Origin of the sequence: Methylosinus sp. PW1, assembly GCF_000745215.1 — a bacterium.
Classification (GTDB): Bacteria; Pseudomonadota; Alphaproteobacteria; order Rhizobiales; family Beijerinckiaceae; genus Methylosinus.
In genome coordinates, this window is sequence record NZ_JQNK01000008.1 from 627932 (window position 1) to 651440 (window position 23509).

A 23509-nucleotide genomic window follows, 5' to 3' on the forward strand; every position below is an offset into this window, starting at 1 on the left:
GCCCTGGAGGGCGCGTCCGACGGGCGCGGACCGGCCCTGCGGCGACATTTTCGGATCGGAGGAGAAATGAAGGCGAGCGGCGCTGAGCGGCATGTTCCCGTGCTGCTCGAGGAGGCGGTCGCCGCCCTCGCGCCACAGGCGGGCGGCGTCTATCTGGACGCCACCTTCGGCGCCGGCGGCTACACGCGCGCCTTGCTGGCGCATGAGGGCACACGCGTGCTGGCGCTCGATCGCGACCCGAGCGCCATAAGGGGCGGCTATGCGCTGGTGGAGGCGGCCGGCGGGCGGCTGACCCTGGTCGAGGCGCGCTTCTCCGAGTTGGCGCAGGTCGCCGAGCGCGCGGGATTGGCACCGCTCGATGGAATCGTCGCCGACATAGGCGTCTCCTCCATGCAATTCGACGAGGCGGCGCGCGGCTTCTCCTTCCGCAATGACGGGCCGCTCGACATGCGCATGGAGGGGCGCGGACCGAGCGCCGCCGACATCGTCGCGGATGCCGAGGAAGAGGCGCTCGCCGATATTTTGTATCACTATGGCGAGGAGCGCGCCTCGCGCCGCATCGCCCGCGCCATCGTCAAGGCGCGCGAGGCCGGCCGCATAGAGACGACGCGCGCGCTGGCGCAGATCATCGAGCGCGCCGCGCCCGGAAAGCCGGGCGACATTCATCCGGCGACGAGGAGCTTTCAGGCGCTGCGCATCGCCGTCAATGACGAGCTGGGCGAGCTGGTGGCCGCGCTCGGCGCCGCCGAGCGGGCGTTGAAGCCGGGCGGCCGGCTGGCCGTGGTGACGTTTCACTCGCTCGAAGATCGCATCGTCAAGCAATTCCTAGGCGAGCGCTCGGGCCGCGGCGAGACGCGCTCGCGCCGCCTGCCGGGCGAGCCAATCCCGCCGCCGCCCACCTTCATCAGCGAAGGGCGGCAGCCGGTGACGCCTTCGGACCGCGAAATCGCCGCAAATCCGCGCGCGCGCTCCGCCAAGCTGCGCTTTGCGACGCGAACGGACGCGCCGGCGCGCGCGATCGACGAGTCTCTGGCGCGTCTCGCCCGCCTGCCGGAACGCGCGAAAGGAAGACGCTGATGCTGCGCATTCTCAATGTCGTCGCCATTCTCGCGCTGATCGGCTCGGGCTTCTACGCTTATTCGATCAAATATCAGACCATGCTGCGCGCCGAGCAGATCAACAAGATGAAGCGCGAGGCGAAAAGCGAGCGCGACGCCATCGCCGTGCTGCGCGCCGAATGGGCCTTCATGACGCGGCCCGAGCGCGTGCAGGAGCTCGCCGACAAATATCTCGATCTGAAGCCGGTCGCCGTCACGCAGATCGCCACGGCGCAATCGCTGCCGGAAAAGCCCGAGCGCATCGACTCGATCGGCCGCAAGCTGGACGCGCTCGGCCTCGGCGGCGCGGCGACGACGCCGGCCGCGAGCGAGGCGCCGACGACGCCGAAAGGAAAGTCGCGATGACGACAGCCGACACTGTGACGAAAGCCGCGAAGCGAGGCCTGCGCGGGCCGCTCGACGGGCTGTTCACCACCTCGCTCGGCAAGACAGGCGCGCGCATGCGCATCGTCGCCGTGGGCTTTTGCTGCCTCTATGTCGGCATTGGCGCGCGTCTCGTCGCCATCGGCTTCAAGCCCGATCCGACGACGATGCGCCGCGCCTCCGGCGAGCCCATCGCCGCCTCGCGCCCCGATGTGCTCGATCGCAATGGCGAGATACTCGCGACCGATGTGAAGACCATGTCGGTCTTCGCCGAGCCGCGCCGGCTCATCGACAAGGACGAGGCGACGGAGCTGCTGACTGCGGTGCTGCCCAATGTCGACTCGCGCGAATTGCGCGAGCGTCTCGCCTCGCGCAAGGGCTTCGTCTGGGTGAAGCGCGAGGTGACGCCGAAGCAGCGAGACGAGGTGTTTCATCTCGGCCTGCCGGGCGTCGGCCTCGCGCCGGAGAACAAGCGCGTCTATCCCAATGGGCCGGCGGGCGCGCATGTGCTCGGCTATGTCAATATCGACAACGCCGGCATCGCCGGAATCGAGAAATATATCGACGGGCAAGGCCTCGCCGATCTGCATGACGCCGGCTTCAGCCTGACGCCGGAGGAGCTGAAGCCCATCTCGCTGTCGATCGACATCAAGGCGACGCACGCCATTCGCGACGAGCTGGAAAAAGGCGTCGCGCATTTCAAGGCCAAGGCCGGCGCTGCTGCGATCATGGACGTCAACACGGGCGAGATCATCGCGCTCGCCTCGCTGCCGGATTATGATCCCAACAAGCCCGGCGACATGCGCGATCCGACGATCATCAATCGCATGAATGTCGGCGTCTATGAGATGGGCTCCACCTTCAAGGCGCTCACCATCGCAATGGCGCTCGACTCCGGCAAGGTCAATCTCAACTCGCGGCTCGACGCGCGCGGCACGCTCAATTTCGGCCGCTTCCGCATCCATGATTATCACGCCACCAATCGCGTGCTCACCCTGCCGGAAGTGTTCACGCATTCCTCCAACATCGGCACGGCGCGCATGGCGCTCGGTCAGGGCGTCGAGCGGCACAAGGCGTTTTTGCGCAAGATGGGCCAGCTCTCGCGCATGCGCACCGAGCTGCCGGAGAGCGCCGAGCCGATCGTGCCGAAGAATTGGGGCGAGCTGAACACCATGACCATCGCCTTCGGCCATGGTCTCGCCGTCGCGCCGCTGCAGGCGATGATGGCGGTCGGCGCGCTGATGAACGGCGGCTATCTGATGACGCCCACTTTCCTCAAGCGCAGCGAGGAGGAGGCGAAGAAGAGCGCCGTGCAGGTAATCAGGCCGGAAACCAGCGAATCCATGCGCTATCTCATGCGGCTCAACGCCGAGATCGGCTCCGCCAGGAAGGTCAACGTCAACGGCTATTTCGTCGGCGGCAAGACCGGAACGGCGGAAAAGGTGATCGGCGGCCATTATTCCAAGACCCGCCTCTTCACCACTTTCATGGCGGTGGCGCCGGCGGACAAACCGAAGTATTTGTTCCTCACCATAATGGACGAGCCGCAGGGCCTGCCGGAGACCGGAGGCTACGCCACGGCCGCCTATAACTCGGGCCAGGTGACGGGGCAGATCATCGAGCGCGTCGGCCCGCTGCTCGGCCTGCCGCCGCGCTTCGAATTGCCGACGCAGCCTTTCCCGCTGCTCGCCAAGCTCGGCTATGGCATAGCCAATAATCCCGCTGTTCCCGGCGGGGGAGGGCATTGATGCGATTTTCCGACCTTCTCGACGAAGCGACGGCGGCGAACCTCGGCGATCTCGATATCGCCGGCGTCACCGCCGACAGCCGCGACGTGCGCGAAGGCTATGCTTTCTTCGCCGTGCCGGGCCACGCCGGCGACGGCCTCGCTTATGTCGCCGATGCGCGCTCGCGCGGCGCGCGCGTGGTCGTCGCGCCGCACGCGGCCGAGGTCGGGCTGCCGCTGCTGGTGGTCGCGGATGTGCGCGCAGCGCTCGCCCATGCGGCGGCGCGGTTTTTCTCGCGCCAGCCGCAGATCGTCGCCGCTGTGACAGGCACCAGCGGCAAAAGCTCGGTCGTCGATTTCCTGCGCCAAATCTGGCTCACCCTCGGCCGCGATGCGGCTTCGCTCGGCACGATCGGAATCGTCGACAAGAACGGCGCACATTACGGCTCGCTGACGACGCCGGGACCTGTGGCGCTGCATCAGTCGCTCGATGCGCTCGCCGTGCGCGGCGTCACCCATCTCGCTATGGAGGCGTCCTCGCTCGGCATAGATCAGCGCCGCCTCGACGGCGTGCGTCTGACGGTCGGCGCCTTCACCAATTTCTCGCGCGATCATCTCGATCATCACCGCGATCTCGAGGAGTATTTCGAGGCGAAGATGCGCCTCTTCGATACGCTGCTGGCGCCCGGCCAGACGGCGGTGATCGACGCCGACAGTTCCGTGGCGGCGCGCGTGATCGACATTTGCGAGAAGCGCGGGCTGACGATCTTCGATGTCGGCGAAAAGGGCCGCGCAATATCGCTGCTCGAGGCGGATGCGCAGGCGCTCGGCTCGCGCTTGCGGCTGCGTTGCGGCGACGAGACTTTCGCCGTCGCTCTGCCGCTCGCCGGCGCGTTTCAAATTTCCAATGCGCTGGTCGCCGTCGGCATGGCGATCGCTTGCGGCGAAGCGCCGGCGCAGGTTTTCGCGGCGCTGGAGAAATTGCGCGGCGCGCCCGGACGGCTGGAGCTCATCGGCGCGCGCGACGGCGCGCCCGTCTTCGTCGATTACGCCCATAAGCCCGATGCGCTGGACAAGGTGCTGGCCGCCCTGCGTCCTCTGGCGAAGGGACGGCTCGTCGTCGTCTTCGGCGCCGGCGGCGATCGCGACAGAGGCAAGCGTCCCTTGATGGGCGAGATCGCGGCGCGCGCGGCGGATGTGGTCGTCGTCACCGACGACAATCCGCGCAGCGAGGAGCCGGCCTCGATCCGCGCCGCCATATTGGCGGCGGCGCGCGGCGCGAAGGGCGCGGAGATTCACGAGATCGGCGACCGCGCCGCGGCGATCCGCGCGGCGGTCTCCTGGCTGCGCGAGGGCGATGCGCTGGTGGTCGCCGGAAAGGGCCATGAAACGGGCCAGATCGTCGGCGATCAGGTCCTGCCATTCTCCGACCGCGCGGCGGTCGAGGCGGCCTTGCAGGGTGGGACTTGAATGAAACAGCAAGCGCTATGGACCGGACTGGGGCTGATCGGGGCCTTGCGCGCGCGCATCAGCGGCGGCTTGCCGCGCGACGTCAATGGCGTCTCCATCGACACGCGCACGCTGGCGCCGGGCGATCTCTTCTTCGCCATAAAGGGCGAGGCGCGCGACGGTCATGATTTCGTGCGCATGGCTTTCGAGCGCGGCGCCGCGGGCGCGGTGATCGACGACGCGCACGCGAGCGAATTTCGTGATCTCTCGCCGCTCTATGTCGTGCGCGATGTGCAGGAATCGCTGGAATATCTCGGCGCCCGCGCGCGCGAGCGCTCGCCCGCCTTTATAGCGGCGATCACCGGCTCGGTCGGCAAGACCTCGACCAAGGACATGGCGAAGACGTTGTTCTCGCGCTTCGGCGAGACGCACGCCTCCGCCGCGTCCTACAACAACCAATGGGGCGTGCCGCTGTCGCTCTCGCGAATGCCGGCGTCGGCGCGCTACGGCCTATTCGAGATCGGCATGAATCACGCGGGCGAGATCGCGTCGCTCGTGCGCTTCGTCGAGCCGCATGTCGCCGTGGTGACGCGCGTCGCGCCCGTGCATCTCGAGCATTTCGCCTCGCTCGAGGCCATAGCGGCGGCGAAGTCCGAGGTTTTTTCCGGCCTCGTCGAAGGCGGCGTCGCCATCATCAATCGCGACGACGAGACTTATGAGACGCTGCTGGAAGGCGCCGCCGCCTCCCGAGCCGCGCATGTCTTCTCCTTCGGCGAGAGCGAGGCCGCGCAGGCGCGGCTGCTCTCCTACGACGGCGAGAGCCAAGTCGCCGAGGCGGAGATTTTCGGCCGCCGCCTGCGTTATCGCATCGGCGCGCCGGGCAAGCATTTCGCGATCAATTCGCTCGCCGTGCTGACCATCGCCCATGTCTTCGGCATAGATATCGCCGAGGCGGCGGAGACGCTCGCCGATTTCGCGCCGCCCAAGGGACGCGGCCGTCGCGAGACGCTCGCGATCGGCGGCGGCGCCCTCACGCTCATCGACGAGAGCTACAACGCCAATCCCACCTCCATGCGCGCGGCTTTCGATCTCATCGGCGCGGAGAAGAGCGCGCGGCGACGCATCGCCGTTCTCGGCGACATGCTGGAGCTCGGGCCGAGCGCCGGCGAATTGCACGCGGGACTCGCCAAAGACCTCGAGGCGGCGAGCGTCGATCTCCTCTTCACCGCCGGCCCGCTGATGGCGCGGCTGTTCTACGCCGCACCCGAGCCTATGCGCGGCGCGCATCGCGCCAACGCCGCCGAGCTCGAGGAAGCGGTTCTCTCCGCGCTCGCGCCGGGCGATGTGGTCATGATCAAGGGCTCGAACGGCTCGCGCATGGCGCGCATCGTCGAGGCGATCAGAACGAAATTCCCGGCCGAAACCGAAGCGGCCTCGTAAAGGAAAAGACGAATGCTGACGCTGCTCGCGGACTTCTCGCATCTCTTCGGTCCGCTGAACCTCTTCCGCTACATCACCTTCCGCGCCGCCGGCGCGGCGGCGACGGCGCTGTTCTTCGTCTTTTTCTTCGGCCCCTCCATCATCGATGCGCTGCGCATAAAGCAGGGCAAGGGCCAGCCCATTCGCGAGGACGGCCCGGCCTCGCATCTGCTCACCAAAAAAGGCACGCCGACCATGGGCGGGCTGATGATCCTCTCGGGTCTGCTCGTCGCCACTCTCCTCTGGGCGAATTTGAAGAACTCCTATGTGTGGATCGTCATTCTCGTCACCGCCTCTTTCGGCGCGATCGGCTTCTACGACGATTATCTGAAGGTGACGAAGCAATCGCACAAAGGCTTTTCCGGCAAGGCGCGGCTCGCGCTCGAGTTCGCGGTCGCTGGCCTCGCCTGCTATGCGCTCACCACGGTCGGCGGCGACAATATGTCCAAGCTGGCGCTGCCGCTGCTCAAGGGCTACGCCTTCTCGCTCGGCTGGCTGTTCATTCCCTTCGGCGCCTTCGTCATCGTGGCGGCGGGCAATTGCGTCAATCTCACCGATGGTCTCGACGGCCTCGCCATCGTGCCGTCGATGATCGCCGCTGGGGCTTTCGCCATCATCGCCTATCTCGTCGGCAATTCGATCTTCTCGGATTATCTCGGCGTCAATCACGTCGCTGGCACCGGCGAGCTCACCATCGTCTGCGCGGCGCTCATCGGCTCCGGCCTCGGCTTTCTGTGGTTCAACGCGCCGCCGGCGCAGATTTTCATGGGCGACACCGGCTCGCTCGCGCTCGGCGGATTGCTCGGAACCATTTCGGTCGCCATCAAGCAGGAGTTCGTGCTCGTCATCATCGGCGGCCTCTTCGTGCTCGAGGGCGCCTCCGTCATCGTGCAGGTGGCGAGCTTCAAGCTCACCGGCAAGCGGGTGTTTCGCATGGCGCCGATCCATCATCACTTCGAGCAGATGGGCTGGACCGAGCCGCAGATCGTCATTCGCTTCTGGATCATCTCCTTCGTGCTCGCCCTTCTCGGGCTCTCCTCGCTGAAGCTGAGGTGAGCGCATGACTCCGGCGACGACATTTGCAGGGCGCAAGGTCGCGCTCTTTGGGCTCGGCGGCTCCGGCCTCTCGACGGCGCGCGCGTTGATCGCAGGCGGCGCGAATGTCGCCGCCTGGGACGATGGCGAGGCCGGCCGCGCCAAGGCGCAGGCGCAGGGCGTCGAGATCGTCGATCTGACGAGCGCGGATTGGCGCGAGTTCTCCGCGCTCATTCTCTCGCCCGGCGTGCCGCTGACACATCCAGAGCCGCATTGGACCGTCGCGCGCGCGCGTGAGGCGGGCGTCGAGGTGATCGGCGACATAGAGCTGTTCTGTCGTGAGCGGCAGGCGAAGGCGCCCGGCGCGCCCTTCATCGCCATCACCGGCACCAATGGCAAATCGACGACGACGGCGCTGATCGCGCATCTTCTGCGCAGCGCCGGCAAGGACGTGCAGCTCGGCGGCAATATCGGCACGCCGATTCTCGATCTCGAGCCGCCCTCGGAGGCGCGCATTCACGTCATCGAATGCTCGTCCTTTCAGATCGATCTCACGCCTTCGCTCGCGCCGTCCATCGGCATTCTCATCAATCTGACGCCGGATCATATCGACCGGCACGGAACGATGGAGAATTACGCTGCGGTGAAGGAACGTCTCGTCGCCGGCGCCGATGTCGCGCTGATCGGCGTCGACGACGCTTTCTCTCACGCGATCGGCGCGCGGCTGACCGAGCGAGGCCGCGAGGGTCAGCGCATCTATCCCGTCTCCGCCGCGCGCGCGCTCGATTGGGGCTTTTTCATCGAGGACCGCAAGGCGCTCTATCGCGAGGCCGGCCATGCGCCGGAGGAGACCGAGACGCTCGGCGATCTCGAGGGCGCGCGCGCATTGCGCGGCGCGCATAATGCGCAGAACGCCGCCTTCGCCGCCGCCGCCGCCTGGCATTGCGGGCTCTCCTGCGCGGAGATCGCGCGCGGGCTGCTCACCTATCCCGGCCTGCCGCATCGCATGGAGGAGGTGGGGCGTCGCGGACGCGTCGTCTTCGTCAACGACTCGAAAGCCACCAACGCCGACGCCGCGGAGAAGGCGCTGCTCTCCTATGACGATATTTTCTGGATCGCCGGCGGCAAGGCCAAGGAGGGCGGCATAGAGCCGCTGCGTCCGCTCTTCCCGCGCATCGTCAAAGCCTATCTCATCGGCGCGGCGGCGCAGGATTTCGCGCGCACGCTCGAGGGCGCCGTGACCTATGAGCAATGCGGAACGCTCGATGCGGCGATCGCGCGCGCGGCCGAGGAGGCCGCGCTGAGCGAGGCGCGCGAGCCCGTGGTGCTGCTGTCGCCGGCCTGCGCCTCTTATGATCAATTCGCCAATTTCGAAGCGCGCGGCGACGCTTTTCGCCTGCTCGCGTGCGAGCTGCATGCGCATGCGCCCATTGCCGGAGAAAGCCTATGATCTCGCGCGCGGAGCGTTCCACTTTCTCTGATTGGGCCTGGACGATCGATCGCTGGCTCCTCGTCGGCGTCGCGCTGCTCATCGTCTGCGGCCTCGTCTTCGCCATGGCCGGCAGCCCGCCCGTCGCCGAGCGGCTGCATCTCTCCACCTTCTATTTCGTGCATCGGCAGGTGCTGTATCTCGGTCCAGCGGTCCTCGTGATGATCGGCGTCTCCTTTCTCACGCCGCGTCATGTGCGCCGTGCGGCGATACTGCTGTGGATCGTCTCGCTCGCGCTCGTCGTCTGCACGCTGTTCTTCGGCCAGGAGGTGAAGGGCGCCAAGCGCTGGATCTTCGGCGTTCAGCCCTCCGAATTTTTGAAGCCGGCCTTCGTCATCATGGCGGCCTGGGCGTTTTCGGAAGGCGCCAAGCGCAAGGACGTTCCCGGCAATCTGCTCGCCATCGCTCTGCTGCCCGTCACCGTCGCGCCGTTGGTGCTGCAGCCGGACATCGGCCAGACCATGCTGATCTCGCTCGTCTGGGCGGGGCTGCTGTTCATGGCCGGCATTCACTGGTTCTGGATTTTCGGCGTCGGCGGCGCAGGCGCGGTCGGCGCGGTCGCGGCCTATAAGTTTTTGCCGCATGTGCATGCGCGCGTGACGCGATTTCTCGATCCGCAAGCGGCGGGGCAGGGCGTCGCCGACACATTCCAGGCCGATACGGCGCTCTACAGCTTCATCAGCGGCTCCTGGTTCGGCAAAGGGCCGGGCGAAGGCACGCTGAAGCGCATCTTGCCGGATGCGCATACGGATACGATCTTCGCCGTCATCGGCGAGGAGTTCGGCCTCTTCGTCTGTATGGCGGTGGCGGCGATCTACAGCCTCATCGTGCTGCGCGGACTCTATTCCGCCTCGCGCAATGACGACGCCTTCTGCGGCTTTGCGACCGCCGGCCTCGTCATGCTGTTCGGCCTGCAGGCTGCGATCAATATGGCGGTCAATCTGCAGCTCATGCCGTCGAAGGGCATGACGCTTCCCTTCATCTCCTATGGCGGCTCCTCGCTCATCTCGCTGGCGCTCGGCTTCGGTTTTCTGCTCGCCGTCACGCGTCGGCGCCCGCATATAGAACCCATCGTCGAGACGGCGCATGTCGGCCCCGCGCCGATGGGAGCGGCGGCATGAGCGCGCCCGTTCTGCTCGCCGCCGGCGGCACCGGCGGGCATCTCTTTCCAGCTGAAGCGCTGGCGTATGCGCTGCGCGCGCGCGGGCTCGAGGTGGAGCTCGTCACCGATGAGCGCGCCTTGCGCTATGGCGGCGAATTTCCTGCGCGCGCAATGCACACGATCGCTTCCGCGACGCCGCGCGGCGGCTCGGCCCTCGCCAAGGCGAAGGCCATTGCGACGCTCGGCGTCGGCGCCTTGCAAGCGCTGCTTCTCCTGCGGCGCATTCGCCCGCTCGCCGTCGTCGGCTTCGGCGGCTATCCCAGCGTGCCGCCGCTCTTCGCCGCCTCGCTTTTGCGCATTCCCACCGTGCTGCACGAGGCGAATGCGGTGATGGGCCGCGCCAATTCCTTTCTCGCCGGCCGCGTCGATAGCGTTGCGTCGGGCTTTCCGCTCGCCGGCGTTTCGGCTGCGCTGGCCGAAAAGATTGTCGTCACCGGCAATCCGCTGCGTCCCGCCGCGCTCGCCGCCGCCGCGACGCCCTATCCGGGCTTCGAGGATAGCAAGCTGCGCCTGCTCGTCACCGGCGGCTCGCAGGGCGCGCGGGTGATGTCTGATATCGTGCCGGCGGCGCTCGAATCTCTGCCGAAGGATTTGCGCGAGCGCATCGAGCTGACGCAGCAGGCGCGCGAGGAAGATCTCGCGCGCGTCACCATGGCTTATGCGCGCGCCGGAATTGTCGCGCAGATCGCGCCCTTCTTCGCCGATCTGCCGGAGCGCATCGCGCATGCGCATCTCGTGATCGCGCGCGCCGGCGCCTCCACCGTCACCGAGCTGGCGGCGATCGGGCGGCCGAGCATTCTCGTGCCGCTGCCGCATGCGTTGGACCAAGATCAGGCGGCCAACGCCGCCGTGCTGGCGAAATCCGGCGCGGCGGAGGTCGTGCGCCAAGCCGATTTCACGCCGCAATGGCTCGCCGAACGCATCGCCGCGCTCGCGGCAGACGGCGGCGAATTGCAGCGGCGCGCGCAGGCGGCGAAAAGCGTCGGCGTGACCGACGCGGCCGAGCGACTCGCCGATCTCGTGCTCGCCGTCGCGCAGAAGAGAGAGAGCGCCGCGCCGGCGCCGGGGAGTCAGATATGAGAATGCCGCGCCGTCTCGGCCCCATTCATTTCGTCGGCATTGGCGGAATCGGAATGTCCGGCGTCGCCGAAATTCTGCTCGCGCAAGGCTATGATGTGCAGGGCACGGACGCCGCCGACAGCGCCAATCTGCAACGGCTCGCCGGCAAGGGCGCGTGCGTGCATGTCGGGCATGACGCCGAATGGCTGGGCGAGGCCGCCGTCGTCGTCGTGTCGAGCGCGATCAAGCGCGACAATCCCGAGCTCGTCGCGGCGCGCGCGCGGCGCCTGCCCGTGGTCAAGCGCGCGGAGATGCTCGCGGAGCTGATGCGCGACAAGCGCTGCGTCGCCGTCGCCGGGACGCATGGCAAGACGACGACCACCTCGCTGGTCGCCACTCTGCTCGACGCCGGCGGCCTCGATCCGACGGTCGTGAACGGCGGCATCATCAACGCCTATGGCACGAATGCGCGGCCGGGCGCCGGCGAATGGATGGTGGTGGAAGCCGACGAGAGCGACGGCACATTCTTGAAGCTGCCGGCGGAAGTCGCCATCGTGACCAATGTCGATCCCGAGCATTTGGATCATTTCGGCGATTTCGACGGCGTGAAGAAGGGCTTTCGTAGCTTTATCGAAAATCTGCCATTCTATGGCTTCGCGGCCGTCTGCCTCGATCATCCGACCGCGCGCGAGATCATCGGCCAAGTCGAGGATCGCCGCGTCATTTCCTATGGCGAGAGCGCGGAGGCCGAGGCGCGCTTGCTCGATCTCGATCTTTCCGGCGGCGTCGGACGCTTTTCGGTTCTGCTGCGCGATCGTGACAGCGGCGCAGAGACGCGGCTCGATGAGCTGCTGCTGCCGGCGGCGGGACGGCACAATGCGCTCAACGCCACGGCCGCCATTGCGGTGGCGTATCGGCTCGGCGTTCCCGCAGACAAGATTCGCGACGGGCTCGCGCGCTTTGAGGGCGTGAAACGGCGCTTCACCAAGACGGGCGAGTGGAAGGGCGTTTCCATCTTCGACGATTACGGCCATCATCCGGTCGAGATCGCCGCCGTGCTGCGCGCCGCGCGCGCCTCCACCAAGGGCAAGGTAATCGCCATCATGCAGCCGCATCGCTACACGCGGCTGCAATCCTTGTTCGATCAATTCGCCGACTGCTTCAGCGACGCCGATGTCGCGCTGATCGCCGATGTCTATCCGGCCGGCGAGAGCAAGATAGAAGGCGTCGACGGCCCGGCGCTGGCGCGCGCCGCTGATGCGCAAGGGCATGAGCGCGCGAGCGCCTTCGCTTCGCCGCAGGAGCTGCCGGGATTGATCCGCGAGATCGCCGCGCCGGGGGATTATGTGGTGTTTCTCGGCGCCGGCGACATTACGAAATGGGCTTATGCGCTGCCGGCGCAATTGGCGGAGCTCGCGCCATGACGCTTGCGCAGACATGCAGAACGCGCGCTCCTTCTCCCACTGGTGGGAGAAGGTGGCCCGGCGTAGCCGGGTCGGATGAGGGTCTGCGCCGAAGCTTCGGGCTCCTCGTTTCGCTGCGTTCTCATGTTGTAGGAAAAATCCACGGACCCTCATCCGACCTCGCTTCGCGAGGCCACCTTCTCCCGCGCGCGGGAGAAGGAATCGCGCACGGAGATTGCGGATGAGCTTTCCGGATATCTCGGCCGAGATCGTCGCGCTCGCGCCCGAATTGCGTGGGCGTCTTTCCGCCAATGAGCCGCTCGCGCCGCTCACCTGGTTTCGAGTCGGCGGGCCGGCGCAGCTTCTCTTCTCGCCGGCGGACGAGGACGATCTCGCTTACTTTCTCGCGCGTTTGCCGCGCGAGATCCCGGTCACAATCATCGGCCTCGGCTCCAATCTCATCGTGCGCGACGGCGGCGTGCCGGGCGTGGTGGTGCGGCTGACGGCCAAGGGCTTCGGCGCCATTACGGTGGAGGAGGGCGAGCGCATTCGCGTCGGCGCGGCCGTTCCCGATGTGAAGCTCGCGCGCGCGGCGGCGGACGCCGGCATAGACGGTCTCGCTTTCTATCGCGGCATTCCGGGCGGCGTCGGCGGCGCGCTGCGCATGAATGCGGGCGCGCATGGCGGCGAGACCAAGGATGCGCTGCTCGAGGCGCGCGGCGTCGATCGTTCCGGCAACGCGCGCGTCTACGCCAACGCCGATCTCGGCTTCTCCTATCGCCATAGCGATGCGCCGGACGATGTGATCTTCACGCAGGCGCTGTATCAGGGCCGCAAGGGCGATCCCGCGACGATCCTCGCGGAGATGGAGCGCATCACGCAGGCGCGCGAAGCCTCGCAGCCCATTCGCGAGAAGACGGGCGGCTCCACTTTCGCCAATCCGCCCGGCCATAAAGCTTGGCAATTGATCGACGAGGCCGGTTGCCGCGGGCTCGTGATCGGCGATGCGCAGGTCAGCGAGATGCATTGCAATTTCCTCGTCAATCGCGGCCAGGCGACGGCCGCCGACGTCGAGGCGCTGGGCGAGGAGGTGCGGCGGCGCGTGCGGGAGAAGAGCGGCGTTGTGCTGCGCTGGGAGATCAAGCGGATCGGCCTCGCCCTCTCATGACCGTCCTCGAGAAGAGCGCGCGCGCGAACGTCGAGAGCGACGGGCTCGCGGAGCTGCTTTCGAGCCCGCTGCTCGGCGCGGCGCTCGCTGTTGTCGCCGTCGCGCAGCAGCTCATCGGCCATATCGATTGCGACGTCTCCTGGTTCCTGACTTTCGCCGAGAAGGTTCTCGACGGGCGCATCGCCTATGTCGAGGCGAGCGATCCCAATCCGCCGGCGGCCTTTCTCTCGCTCATGCCGGCCGTGCTGCTGGCCCGCGCGCTGCATCTTCCGACGGAGGCGATGGTCGCGGCGCTGGTGTTTCTCGCCGCGGCGGGCTCCATTGGCTTGTCCTTCCTGCTGCTGCGGCATGGCGCGGCGCGCGGCCGGCGTGAATGGATGCCGCTGCTCAACGCCGCAATCTTTCTGCTGCTGGTCGCGCCGGAGATCGTCTTCGCCGAGCGTGAGCATATCGCTCTGCTCGCTCTGCTGCCGCTGCTCGCCGCGCTGGCGGAGGAGCGCGCGCCGGCGCCGCGCCTCGCGCGCCTCGTCGCGGGACTTTGCGGCGGTCTCGCCGTGGCGATGAAGCCGCATTTCATCCTCGCCATCATTTTGCCGGCGCTGGCGCTCGCGTGGCGGGAGCGCAGCGCGCGCGCCTTGCTACGGGCGGAGCTGGTCGCCGCGGCGCTCGCCGCCGTCGTCGCGATCGGCGCGACGCTGATCGCTTTTCCGGCGTATGTCGGCGAGGCGCTGCCGCTCGCGCTCGAGGTCTATGGACCGGCGCGCGACGATCTCGGCCATTTTCTCGCGCATTCGCTCGCGCTCGCCTATCTGGCGCTGCTGGCGGGCTTTCTCGTCGCGGCGCGCGGGGCTGCGCTCGGCCGGGCGTCGCTCGTCGCGCTCGCCGCCTCTCTCGGCTTTTTCGCCGCCTTTCTGCTGCAGGGGAAGGGCTGGATGAATCACGCCTATCCGGCGATGGTTCTGCTGCTGTTCGCCTGGATATTTTTCGCGCTTCGCGACGACGCGACGGGCCTGCGCGCGGCGCTGACGAAATTCCTGTTCGTGCCGGCGCTGCTCGCCGCGCCGGCCTATTTCGGAATCGTCGAGCAGCTGACCGATCGCGAGGAGCACGAGGGCCTCACGGCCGCCGTGGCCGCGGTCGCGCCGCCGCATCCGCGCATCGCGACCATCGCCAGCCAGCTCGATTTCGGCCATCCTCTGACGCGTCGGCTCGCCGGCGAGTGGGTCGGCCGCCAGAACGCGCTCTTCGTCACCGCGGCCGTCGGCCGCCTGCTGGAGACGGCGGGGCCGGAACGCCGCCAGCGGCTGGAGGCGCGGCGCAGCGCCGATCTCGCCGCGCTGGCCGAGGATATTCGCGCCGGGCGGCCGGACATTATCGTCGCCGAAGATCGGGCGACGCGGGAATGGGTGCTGAAGCGCCCGGAAATGGCCGGCGCGCTCGATGGCTACAGGCTCGCGAAACAGGCGGGGGATATCGAAATTTGGCGGCGGGCGGAGTGAGAGCGGGGGAGGCGGAGATGAGACGGTCGGTCTATGCGACGCTCGGAGTGGATCATCGGATCACGCTGCCGCGCGCCCTACGCGAATATCTCCGCTTGCAGCCGGGAGATTCTCTGCGTTTCGTGATCGACGACGAGGGTGTTTCGCTCGAGCGCGTCCCTCATATGGACCAGGATTGCTTCTCGACCTTTACGGAATGGGCGAGCGCTGACGACGACGAGGCCTATGCCAACCTGTGACCTGCGGCGCGCCGTCCGCGCCCCGCCGGCCCATTCGCAAATCCAACCGAGGGTCGAAGCCCTCGCACAACTCGAAGGTGCGTCATGACTGCTCCCGTCGCCGTTCACGTCGCCGTGCTCATGGGCGGATTCTCCTCGGAGCGAGAGGTCTCGCTGCGCTCGGGCGAGGCCAGCGCCAATGCGCTGGAGAGCGTCGGCTTTCGCGTCACCCGCGTCGATGTCGGCCGCAACGTCGCCGAGGTTCTGGCCAAGCTCGCGCCGGATGTGGCCTTCAACGCGCTGCATGGACGCTTCGGCGAGGATGGCGCCATTCAGGGCGTGCTGGAGATTCTGCGCATCCCCTACACGCATTCCGGCGTGCTCGCCTCGTCTCTGGCGATGAAGAAGGATGTGGCCAAGAGCGTGATGGCGGCGGCCGGAGTGCCTGTGCCGCGGGGCCGGGTCGTGCATCGTCTCGAGGCGGCCAAGGCCCACGCCCTCGAGCCCCCTTACGTGCTGAAGCCGGTGAGCGAGGGGTCGTCCTTCGGCGTCTTCATCGTCAAGGAGGGGCGCTCGCATCCGCCGCAGGAGCTGGCCGCCGCCGACTGGCGCCACGGCGATTTCATGCTGGCGGAGAATTTCGTCGACGGCCGCGAGCTCACTTGCGCGGTGATGGGCGACCGCGCTCTCGACGTCATCGAGATACTCCCCGTGTCGGAGGACTTCTACGGTTTCGACGCGAAATACGCGAAAGGCGGGTCGAAACACGTGCTTCCGGCGAATCTTAAACAAAATATTTACCAAGAGGTCCAACAGTTGGCGCTCGAGGCCCATCGGGCTCTCGGCTGTCGTGGCGTCAGCCGTGCGGACTTTCGATACGACGATCGACCCGGAGGTACGGGCGAGCTCGTCGTGCTGGAGGTCAACACGCAGCCGGGCATGACCGAGACCTCGCTGGTTCCCGAAATGGCGGCATATGCCGGATATTCGTTTGGCGAGCTCGTAAGATGGATGGTGGAAGACGCGTCCTGCGATCGTTGAGAGAGCCTGTCGAGGCTCTCTTCGATGTCGCGCATCCGCATCCCGTCCAAGCTTCGTATCAAGCCGGCGCTCTTCAGCCCGGCGCCTATTCCGCTCCTTACGTAAATCCCGTCGCTTCCCAGCCGGCCGAGCGGCGCTCCCGCCCGGCGGCGGCTCCGCGCACGGAGCGCGGGCGTCTGTCGCGGCTCGCCGCTCTGCCGGGAATCGGCACGGCGGCGCTCGCTCTGCTGTTCGGCGGCGTCGGCTTTGTCGGCGTCGCGCATAATGGCGGCTATGCGGAATTCGTCGCCCGCAATGGCGCGCCGCGTGATATCGTGGCGCGCGCGCTCGGCTTTTCCATCGAGGTCGTCACCATCAGCGGGCTCGGCGAGCTCTCCGAGGGCGACGTGCTCGCCGCTTCGGGCGTGAAGCCCACGCATTCGCTGCTCTTTCTCGACGCCGAGACGATTCGCGAGCGGCTGACCGCGCTGCCGCTGGTGGAGAGCGCGCGCGTGCTGAAGCTCTATCCCGATCGGCTCATTATTGCGCTCGAGGGGCGTCGGCCCTTCGCGCTCTGGCAGCGCGACGGCAAGCTCTCTGTCGTCGCCGCCGATGGCGTCGTCATCGACGAGATGCGCGACGAGCGATTTCTGGGCCTGCCCTTCGTCGTCGGCGAGGGCGCGGAGAAGCGGCTCGACGAATATATGCGGCTGCTGGAGGCCGCCGGCGATCTCAAATCGCGCGTGCGCGCCGGCATTCTCGTCTCCGGGCGGCGCTGGTCGCTCGACATGACCAATGGCGTCGAGGTCAAGCTCCCCGAGCAGGATCCAGAGGCGGCGCTCGCCATTCTGCAACGACTCCAGCGTGAGGCCAGGATCCTCGATAAGGATGTGATCTCGATTGATTTGCGCGCGCCGGGACGCGTGGCGGCGCGCCTCTCCGAGGAGGCGGCCGCTACGCGTGCGGCCGCGAGTTCGCGTGGTTCACACAAGGGCGGCCAGACATGAAGCCACATCTCTTCCCGCCGCGAATGAAGCAGCTCGGCGCTCGTCGCAGCGCGACCATGGCGGTGCTCGACGTCGGCACGTCGAAGATCGCCTGCATCATCGCGCGGCTGACGCCGGTCGGCGACGGCTCGCCGCGCGGGCGCACGCATCGTGCGCGCGTGCTCGGCATCGGCCATCAGCGCTCGCGCGGCGTGAAGGCCGGCCAGATCGTCGATATGGAGGAGGTGGAGAGCGCGCTGCGTCGCACGGTCGACGCGGCCGAGCGCATGGCGCGCTCGCAGATCGACGCCATCGTCGTCACCGCTTCCGGCGGCCGCCTCGCTTCGCAGCATTTCGCCGCCAAGACGCGCGTCGTCTCCGGCGCCGTCGCGCCCTCCGACGTGCATCGCGTGCTCGAGGCTTCCGCCGCCCATGTGATGGAGCGCGGCCGCGTGGTCGTGCATTCGCTGCCCACCGGCTTCTCGCTGGACGGCACGCCAGGCATTCGCGAGCCGGCCGGCATGGTCGGCGGCGAGCTCGGCGTCGATCTCCATGTCGCGAGCTGCGATCAGGCGGCGATGCGCAATCTTCTGGTCGCGGTGGAGCGCTGTCATCTCGGCATTGAGGCGGCCGCCGCGGCGCCTTATGTCGCCGGCCTCGCCGTGCTGGAGGCCGATGAGGCCGAGCTCGGCGCCATCGTCATCGACATGGGCGCGGGCGTCACCTCGCTCGCCGTCTTCGCTGGCGGCGCGCTGGCGCATGTCGATGCGGTGACGCTCGGCGGCAATCACATCACCATGGATATCGCCCGCGGCCTCGACTGTCGTCTGAGCGACGCCGAGCGTCTGAAGACGCTCTATGGCGCGGCGATCTCCTCTCCCTCCGACGATCGCGAGACGATCGCCTTCGATCATGTGGGCGAGAGCGGCGAGCATCCGGCGCATGCGCCGAAATCGCATCTCGTGCGCATCATTCGTCCGCGCGTCGAGGAGACTTTGGAGTTCCTGCGCGACCGTCTGGCGGCGTCCGGCTTCTCGGCGCATGCGGGGCGGCGCGTGGTGCTCACCGGCGGCGCCTGCATGCTCACGGGCCTGCCGGAGGCGGCCCGCCGCATTCTGGGCGGACAGGTGCGCGTCGGCCGGCCGGCCGGCATAGACGGCCTGCCCGAATCGGCCAGGAGCCCGGCTTTCGCCGCGGCCGTCGGCCTGCTCGTCTATCCGCAATTCGCGGGGCGCGAATATTTCGAGCCGCGTCGCGAGGCGGAGACGCGCGGGACCGGGACCAATGGGTACATCTCTCGGGTCGGACAGTGGTTGAGAGACAGTTTCTGAGCATTTCGAGCATGGAGAGCGAGGCGCGCGTCGGCGAAACGCTCCGGGGATGGCAACCGACGCGCAGTCGCATGAAAATCAGTCGAAAGGTCTGGCGATGACGATCAATCTCAAGGCGCCCGAGCTCCGGGAATTGAAGCCCCGCATTTTGGTGTGCGGCGTCGGCGGCGGCGGGGGCAACGCTGTCAACAATATGATCATGTCGGGCCTCTCCGGGGTGGACTTTCTGATCGCCAACACCGACGCGCAGGCGCTCGCCTCGGCGCGCGCCGAGCACATCATTCAGATGGGCCTGCAGGTGACGGAAGGCCTCGGCGCCGGCGCGCAGCCGGAAGTCGGCCGCGCCGCCGCGGAAGAGGCCAAGGACGAGATCCGCGAGCACCTCAATGGCGCGCATATGGTCTTCGTCACCGCCGGAATGGGCGGCGGCACGGGCACGGGCGCGGCGCCGGTCATCGCCGCCACCGCGCGCGAGATGGGCATTCTGACCGTCGGCGTCGTGACCAAGCCTTTCCATTTCGAGGGCGCGCGTCGTCTGCGCATCGCCGAGGGCGGCATCGCCGAATTGCAGAAGTCGGTCGACACTCTGATCATCATCCCGAATCAGAATCTTTTCCGCATCGCCACGGAGAAGACGACCTTCGCCGACGCTTTCGCCATGGCCGATCAGGTGCTCTATTCGGGCGTCGCCTCGGTCACTGATCTCATGGTCAAGGAAGGCCTCATCAATCTCGACTTCGCCGATGTGCGCTCGATCATGCGCGGCATGGGCAAGGCGATGATGGGCACGGGCGAGGCCACCGGCGAGCGCCGCGCCAGCCTGGCGGCGGAGGCGGCCATCGCCAATCCGCTGCTCGACGAAGTGTCGATGAAGGGCGCCCGCGGCCTCTTGATCTCGATCACCGGCGGCAACGACCTCACCCTATACGAGGTGGACGAGGCGGCGAGCCGCATCCGCCAGGAAGTGGACGAGGACGCCAACATCATCCTCGGCGCGACCTTCGATTCTTCGCTCGAGGGCGTCGTGCGCGTGTCGGTGGTGGCGACGGGCATCGATCTGCCCTCCACCGCCGCCGAGGACGCCGCCGCCGCGGAAGCCCGCGTGCTGGAGGCCGCCGAGCGTCTGCGCGCCCAGGTGGCGGCGCAGGGCCGGGTGTCTTTCGTCCAGACGGTCGCCGAGCCGGCTCCGCAGCAGGCCTATGCGGCTCCGGCCTATGCGCCCGAGCCCGCGCCGGCCCCGGTCGAGCGCCAGCAGCCCTCGCCCTATTATGGCGAGCCGCAGCAGGCGCAGGCGCCCTCGCGCGATGTCTATCTCGAGCAGGTGGCGACGCGTCCGGTCTATGCGCCGGAACCCGCGCCGCAGCCGGCGCCGATGATGGAGGCGCATGAGCCCTACATCCCGCCGGCCGCCGAGCTGCCGCGCATGCGCATGCCGCAGATCGAGGACTTCCCGCGTCCGGTGCAGGAGCAGTATCGCCAGGCGCGCGGCGACGCCGCCGCCCAGGCGCCGGAGGCGGCCCGCCGCCGCACGCTGCTGGAGCGTCTCGCCTCCTTCGGCGCGAGCCGTCAGGAGGATGCGCTGCAGGGGCCGGCGGCCGCCGCCGCGCCGCGTCCGCAGATGCGCCCGCAGGCTCCCGCGCCCTCCCAGGGACATGCGGAATACGCCAAGCGCCCGGTTCCCCAGGCGCCGCAGCAGCCGGCCGGACACGCCGGCCTCGATCCGCATGGCCGCCGCGTCGCGCAGGCCCGCTCGATCGAGGAGGAGCAGCTCGAGATCCCGGCCTTCCTGCGCCGCCAGATCAACAACTGATCTCTCGTCGCCGGCTCGCGAAAACTGTGAAAGGCCCGCTCCGGCGGGCCTTTTCTCATTCGTGTCGGCTGTAACATTTTGTAAAAAACCGTGACTGGAGCCCCGCTGCGGCGCGGATTATTCTGCGCCGGCGCCGCTTCGCCACAATCGCGCATCATCGCGCGCGCGGCGGACTCGACCGCTGTCCCGGAGTGAGACGAAATCGATGACGTCGCATCGACCGACGAGGACGCAGACGACGCTCGGCGCCGCAGTGGCGCTGGACGGCGTCGGCGCGCATAGCGGCCTCGCCTCGCGGCTCCTTCTGACGCCCGCCGAAGCAGGCTCGGGAATTGTGTTCTCGCGGCTCGGCGGCGTGGATGCGCTGCGCGCCGAGGCGCGCAATGTCTCCTCCACCGATCTTTGCGTGCGTCTCGGCGCCGGCGCCGCGTCCATCTCGACGATCGAGCATTTGATGGCGGCGCTGCGCGGCCTTCGGGTCGACAATGTCGCCATCGAGGTCGACGGGCCGGAGGTTCCGGCGATGGACGGCTCGGCGGCGGCCTTCGTCGCGGCCATCGACGAGGCCGGAATCGTGGCGCTCGACGCGCCGCGCCGCGCCATTGTGATTCGCGCGCCCGTGCGCGTCGCCGACGGCGCCGCTTGGGCGGAGCTGGCTCCCGCGCCCGCGGGCGGCTTCTCCATGGATGTCGAGATTTCCTACGCCGCCGCGCCCATCGGCCGCATGCGGCGGCGGATGCGGCTGACGCCGGCGAGCTTTCGCGCCGAGATCGCCCGCGCCCGCACCTTCGGCTTTCTGTCGGACGCAGAGCGTCTGTGGCGAGAGGGCAGGGCGCTCGGCGCCTCGCTGGACAACACCATCGTCCTCTCGGAGGGCCGCGCGCTCAATCCGCAGGGGCTGCGCTTCGCCGACGAGTTCGTCCGCCACAAGATGCTGGATGTGCTCGGCGATCTCGCCCTCGCCAGCGCGCCGATCGTCGGCGCTTTCCGCTCCTACCGCGGCGGCCATCGCCTCAATCTCGCTCTGGTCGAGACGCTGCTGGCGGCGCCTTCCGCTTTCGCCATCGTCGGCGGCGAGCGTCGGCCGCGCTCGCGCCCCGCCGCCCGTATCGGCGCGTCCGGCTGAGGCTGCGCTTCCGTTCGTCCGCCATGGCGTGGCGGTCGCGCCCGCAGCGCGACGCTCCGGCTTGACACCGGCCCTTCCCCCTGCGCTTCTCCGCGGCTAGAAACGTCCCTCCCTACGAGACAAAAGACACGCAAAATGCATCGCTATCGTTCGCATAATTGTGGAGAGCCGCGCGAGGCCCACGCCGGCGAGAAAATCCGTCTCTCCGGCTGGTGCCACCGCATTCGCGACCACGGCGGGGTTCTGTTCATCGATCTGCGCGATCATTACGGCCTCACCCAATGCGTGGTCGACCCGGATTCGCCCGCCTTCAAAGCCGCGGAGAAGCTGCGCTCCGAATGGGTCGCGCGCCTCGACGGCGAGGTGCGCAAGCGCCCCGCCGGCACAGAAAACCCCGACATGCCGACCGGCCTCGTCGAGGTCTATGTCACCGAGATCGAGGTGCTCGGCCCCGCCGCCGAGCTGCCGCTGCCGGTCTTCGGCGACCTTCCCTATCCCGAGGAGACGCGGCTCAAATACCGCTTCCTGGACCTTCGCCGCGAGAAGCTGCACGCCAACATCATGCTGCGCGGCCAGGTGATCGATTCGCTGCGCCAGCGGATGAAATCCCAGGGCTTCTTCGAGTTTCAGACGCCGATCCTCACCGCCTCCTCGCCGGAGGGCGCGCGCGACTTTCTGGTGCCTTCGCGCATTCATCCGGGCAAATTCTACGCGCTGCCGCAGGCGCCGCAGCAGTTCAAGCAACTGCTGATGGTGGCGGGCTTCGATCGCTATTTCCAGATCGCGCCCTGTTTCCGCGACGAGGACGCCCGCGCCGACCGCAGCCCCGGCGAGTTTTACCAGCTCGATATAGAAATGAGCTTCGTGACGCAGGAAGACGTGTTCGCTTCGGTCGAGCCCGTGCTGCGCGGCGTGTTCGAGGAATTCGGCGGGGCTAAGCCGGTCACACCGGTCTTCCCCAAGATCGCCTTCCGCGACGCCATGCTGAAATATGGCTCCGACAAGCCGGACCTGCGCAATCCGCTCATCATCGCCGATGTGAGCGCGGAATTCGCGCGCGACGATGTGAGCTTCAAGGCCTTCAAGGGCAAGGTGGTGCGCGCCATTCCGGCGCCGGGCGCCGCGTCGCAGCCGCGCAGCTTCTTCGACAAGCTCAATGATTGGGCGCGGTCTGAGGGCGCGCCGGGCCTCGGCTACATCATCTTCGACGAGGAGAATGGCGCGCTGATCGGCAAAGGCCCGATCGCGAAGTTCATCCCGCCGGAGGCGCTGGCCGCGCTCGCCGCCAAGGGCGGCGTGAAGGCCGGCGATGCGCTGTTCTTCTCGGCCGGCGAGGAGCTGAAGGCCGCCAAGCTCGCCGGCGCCGCGCGTCTGCGCGTCGGAACCGAGCTCGGCCTGTCGAAGACCGACGTCTTCGAATTCTGCTGGATCGTCGACTTCCCGATGTATGAATACAACGAAGACGACAAGAAGATCGACTTCTCGCACAATCCCTTCTCCATGCCGCAGGGCGGCCTGGAGGCGTTGGAGAGCAAGGATCCGCTCGATCTTCTCGCCTATCAATACGACATCGTCTGCAACGGCATCGAATTGTCCTCGGGCGCGATCAGAAACCATCGCCCGGACATTATGAAGAAGGCCTTCGAGATCGCCGGCTATGGCGAGGATGTGCTGATCGAGAAATTCGGCGGCATGTATCGCGCCTTCCAATATGGCGCCCCGCCGCACGGCGGCATTGCGCCGGGCGTCGATCGCATCGTGATGCTGCTCGCGGGCGAGGAGAATTTGCGCGAGGTGGTGCTGTTCCCGATGAATCAGCGCGCCGAAGATCTGCTGATGGGCGCGCCCTCCGAGGCGACGGCCAAGCAGCTGCGCGAATTGCACATCCGCTTGAACCTGCCCGAGAAGGGCTGAGTCTCGCCGCTGCTATCCTTCTCCCACTTGTGGGAGAAGGTGGCCCGACGTAGTCGGGTCGGATGAGGGCCGCCGCGGTTTGCGGCTCTCATGAAATTTATCGCCATGCGCCGGAATGCAACGAAAATCCGCGCATGGAATTTCGATCTCGCCC

At 67.6% G+C, this 23509-nt stretch carries 19 protein-coding genes; all 19 read left to right on the plus strand.

What is annotated here, in order from left to right:
- Nucleotides 1-66: 66 nt before the first annotated feature.
- The 19 genes from rsmH to aspS all read left to right on the plus strand — a co-directional run bounded on the left by rsmH (nt 67) and on the right by aspS (nt 23355).
- Nucleotides 67-1077 carry a 16S rRNA (cytosine(1402)-N(4))-methyltransferase RsmH gene (rsmH, locus tag K369_RS08665; protein ID WP_036289901.1) on the plus strand — a complete coding sequence of 337 codons (1011 nt, stop codon included), beginning with the start codon at nt 67-69 and terminating at the stop codon, nt 1075-1077.
- On the plus strand, nt 1077-1463 hold the full coding sequence (locus tag K369_RS08670; protein ID WP_036289903.1) for a hypothetical protein: 387 nt from the start codon (nt 1077-1079) through the stop codon (nt 1461-1463). Before rsmH ends, K369_RS08670 begins: the two co-directional genes overlap by 1 nt.
- Nucleotides 1460-3229: a penicillin-binding protein 2 gene (locus K369_RS08675; RefSeq protein ID WP_036289905.1), complete on the plus strand. Its 1770-nt coding sequence runs from the start codon at nt 1460-1462 to the stop codon at nt 3227-3229. Before K369_RS08670 ends, K369_RS08675 begins: the two co-directional genes overlap by 4 nt.
- Complete coding sequence (locus K369_RS08680; RefSeq protein WP_036289907.1) at nt 3229-4677, plus strand: UDP-N-acetylmuramoyl-L-alanyl-D-glutamate--2,6-diaminopimelate ligase; 1449 nt, start codon at nt 3229-3231, stop codon at nt 4675-4677. The genes K369_RS08675 and K369_RS08680 overlap by 1 nt, the downstream gene beginning before the upstream one ends.
- Nucleotides 4678-6096 carry a UDP-N-acetylmuramoylalanyl-D-glutamyl-2,6-diaminopimelate--D-alanyl-D-alanine ligase gene (locus K369_RS08685; RefSeq protein ID WP_036289909.1) on the plus strand — a complete coding sequence of 473 codons (1419 nt, stop codon included), beginning with the start codon at nt 4678-4680 and terminating at the stop codon, nt 6094-6096.
- 12 nt (nt 6097-6108) lie between these two features.
- Complete coding sequence (gene mraY, locus K369_RS08690; protein ID WP_036289911.1) at nt 6109-7191, plus strand: phospho-N-acetylmuramoyl-pentapeptide-transferase; 1083 nt, start codon at nt 6109-6111, stop codon at nt 7189-7191.
- A 4-nt stretch (nt 7192-7195) separates the two neighbouring features.
- Nucleotides 7196-8620 carry a UDP-N-acetylmuramoyl-L-alanine--D-glutamate ligase gene (gene murD, locus K369_RS08695; RefSeq protein ID WP_036289913.1) on the plus strand — a complete coding sequence of 475 codons (1425 nt, stop codon included), beginning with the start codon at nt 7196-7198 and terminating at the stop codon, nt 8618-8620.
- The gene (locus K369_RS08700) at nt 8617-9780 is read left to right on the plus strand and encodes an FtsW/RodA/SpoVE family cell cycle protein (protein ID WP_036289915.1); all 1164 of its coding nucleotides are present in this window, start codon (nt 8617-8619) and stop codon (nt 9778-9780) included. Before murD ends, K369_RS08700 begins: the two co-directional genes overlap by 4 nt.
- Complete coding sequence (gene murG, locus K369_RS08705) at nt 9777-10901, plus strand: undecaprenyldiphospho-muramoylpentapeptide beta-N-acetylglucosaminyltransferase (protein ID WP_036289917.1); 1125 nt, start codon at nt 9777-9779, stop codon at nt 10899-10901. The genes K369_RS08700 and murG overlap by 4 nt, the downstream gene beginning before the upstream one ends.
- Nucleotides 10898-12304 carry a UDP-N-acetylmuramate--L-alanine ligase gene (gene murC, locus K369_RS08710; RefSeq protein WP_036289920.1) on the plus strand — a complete coding sequence of 469 codons (1407 nt, stop codon included), beginning with the start codon at nt 10898-10900 and terminating at the stop codon, nt 12302-12304. The genes murG and murC overlap by 4 nt, the downstream gene beginning before the upstream one ends.
- Nucleotides 12305-12524: 220 nt before the next feature.
- Nucleotides 12525-13451, plus strand: coding sequence for a UDP-N-acetylmuramate dehydrogenase (gene murB / locus K369_RS08715; RefSeq protein WP_036289922.1), 927 nt, complete (start codon nt 12525-12527; stop codon nt 13449-13451).
- Complete coding sequence (locus tag K369_RS08720) at nt 13448-14950, plus strand: hypothetical protein (protein WP_036289925.1); 1503 nt, start codon at nt 13448-13450, stop codon at nt 14948-14950. Before murB ends, K369_RS08720 begins: the two co-directional genes overlap by 4 nt.
- A gap of 17 nt (nt 14951-14967) precedes the next feature.
- Nucleotides 14968-15189, plus strand: a complete 222-nt coding sequence (locus K369_RS08725; protein WP_036290449.1) for an AbrB/MazE/SpoVT family DNA-binding domain-containing protein — start codon at nt 14968-14970, stop codon at nt 15187-15189.
- A gap of 84 nt (nt 15190-15273) precedes the next feature.
- On the plus strand, nt 15274-16209 hold the full coding sequence (locus tag K369_RS08730; RefSeq protein ID WP_036289928.1) for a D-alanine--D-alanine ligase: 936 nt from the start codon (nt 15274-15276) through the stop codon (nt 16207-16209).
- Nucleotides 16206-17195: a cell division protein FtsQ/DivIB gene (locus tag K369_RS08735; RefSeq protein ID WP_084570584.1), complete on the plus strand. Its 990-nt coding sequence runs from the start codon at nt 16206-16208 to the stop codon at nt 17193-17195. Before K369_RS08730 ends, K369_RS08735 begins: the two co-directional genes overlap by 4 nt.
- On the plus strand, nt 17192-18505 hold the full coding sequence (gene ftsA, locus K369_RS08740; RefSeq protein WP_036289932.1) for a cell division protein FtsA: 1314 nt from the start codon (nt 17192-17194) through the stop codon (nt 18503-18505). The genes K369_RS08735 and ftsA overlap by 4 nt, the downstream gene beginning before the upstream one ends.
- 97 nt (nt 18506-18602) lie before the next feature.
- Nucleotides 18603-20315 carry a cell division protein FtsZ gene (gene ftsZ, locus K369_RS08745; RefSeq protein WP_036290452.1) on the plus strand — a complete coding sequence of 571 codons (1713 nt, stop codon included), beginning with the start codon at nt 18603-18605 and terminating at the stop codon, nt 20313-20315.
- Between the two features lie 205 nt (nt 20316-20520).
- Nucleotides 20521-21441 carry a UDP-3-O-acyl-N-acetylglucosamine deacetylase gene (gene lpxC / locus K369_RS08750; RefSeq protein ID WP_036289934.1) on the plus strand — a complete coding sequence of 307 codons (921 nt, stop codon included), beginning with the start codon at nt 20521-20523 and terminating at the stop codon, nt 21439-21441.
- 135 nt (nt 21442-21576) lie between these two features.
- Nucleotides 21577-23355 carry an aspartate--tRNA ligase gene (aspS, locus tag K369_RS08755; RefSeq protein ID WP_036289936.1) on the plus strand — a complete coding sequence of 593 codons (1779 nt, stop codon included), beginning with the start codon at nt 21577-21579 and terminating at the stop codon, nt 23353-23355.
- Nucleotides 23356-23509 lie beyond the last annotated feature (154 nt).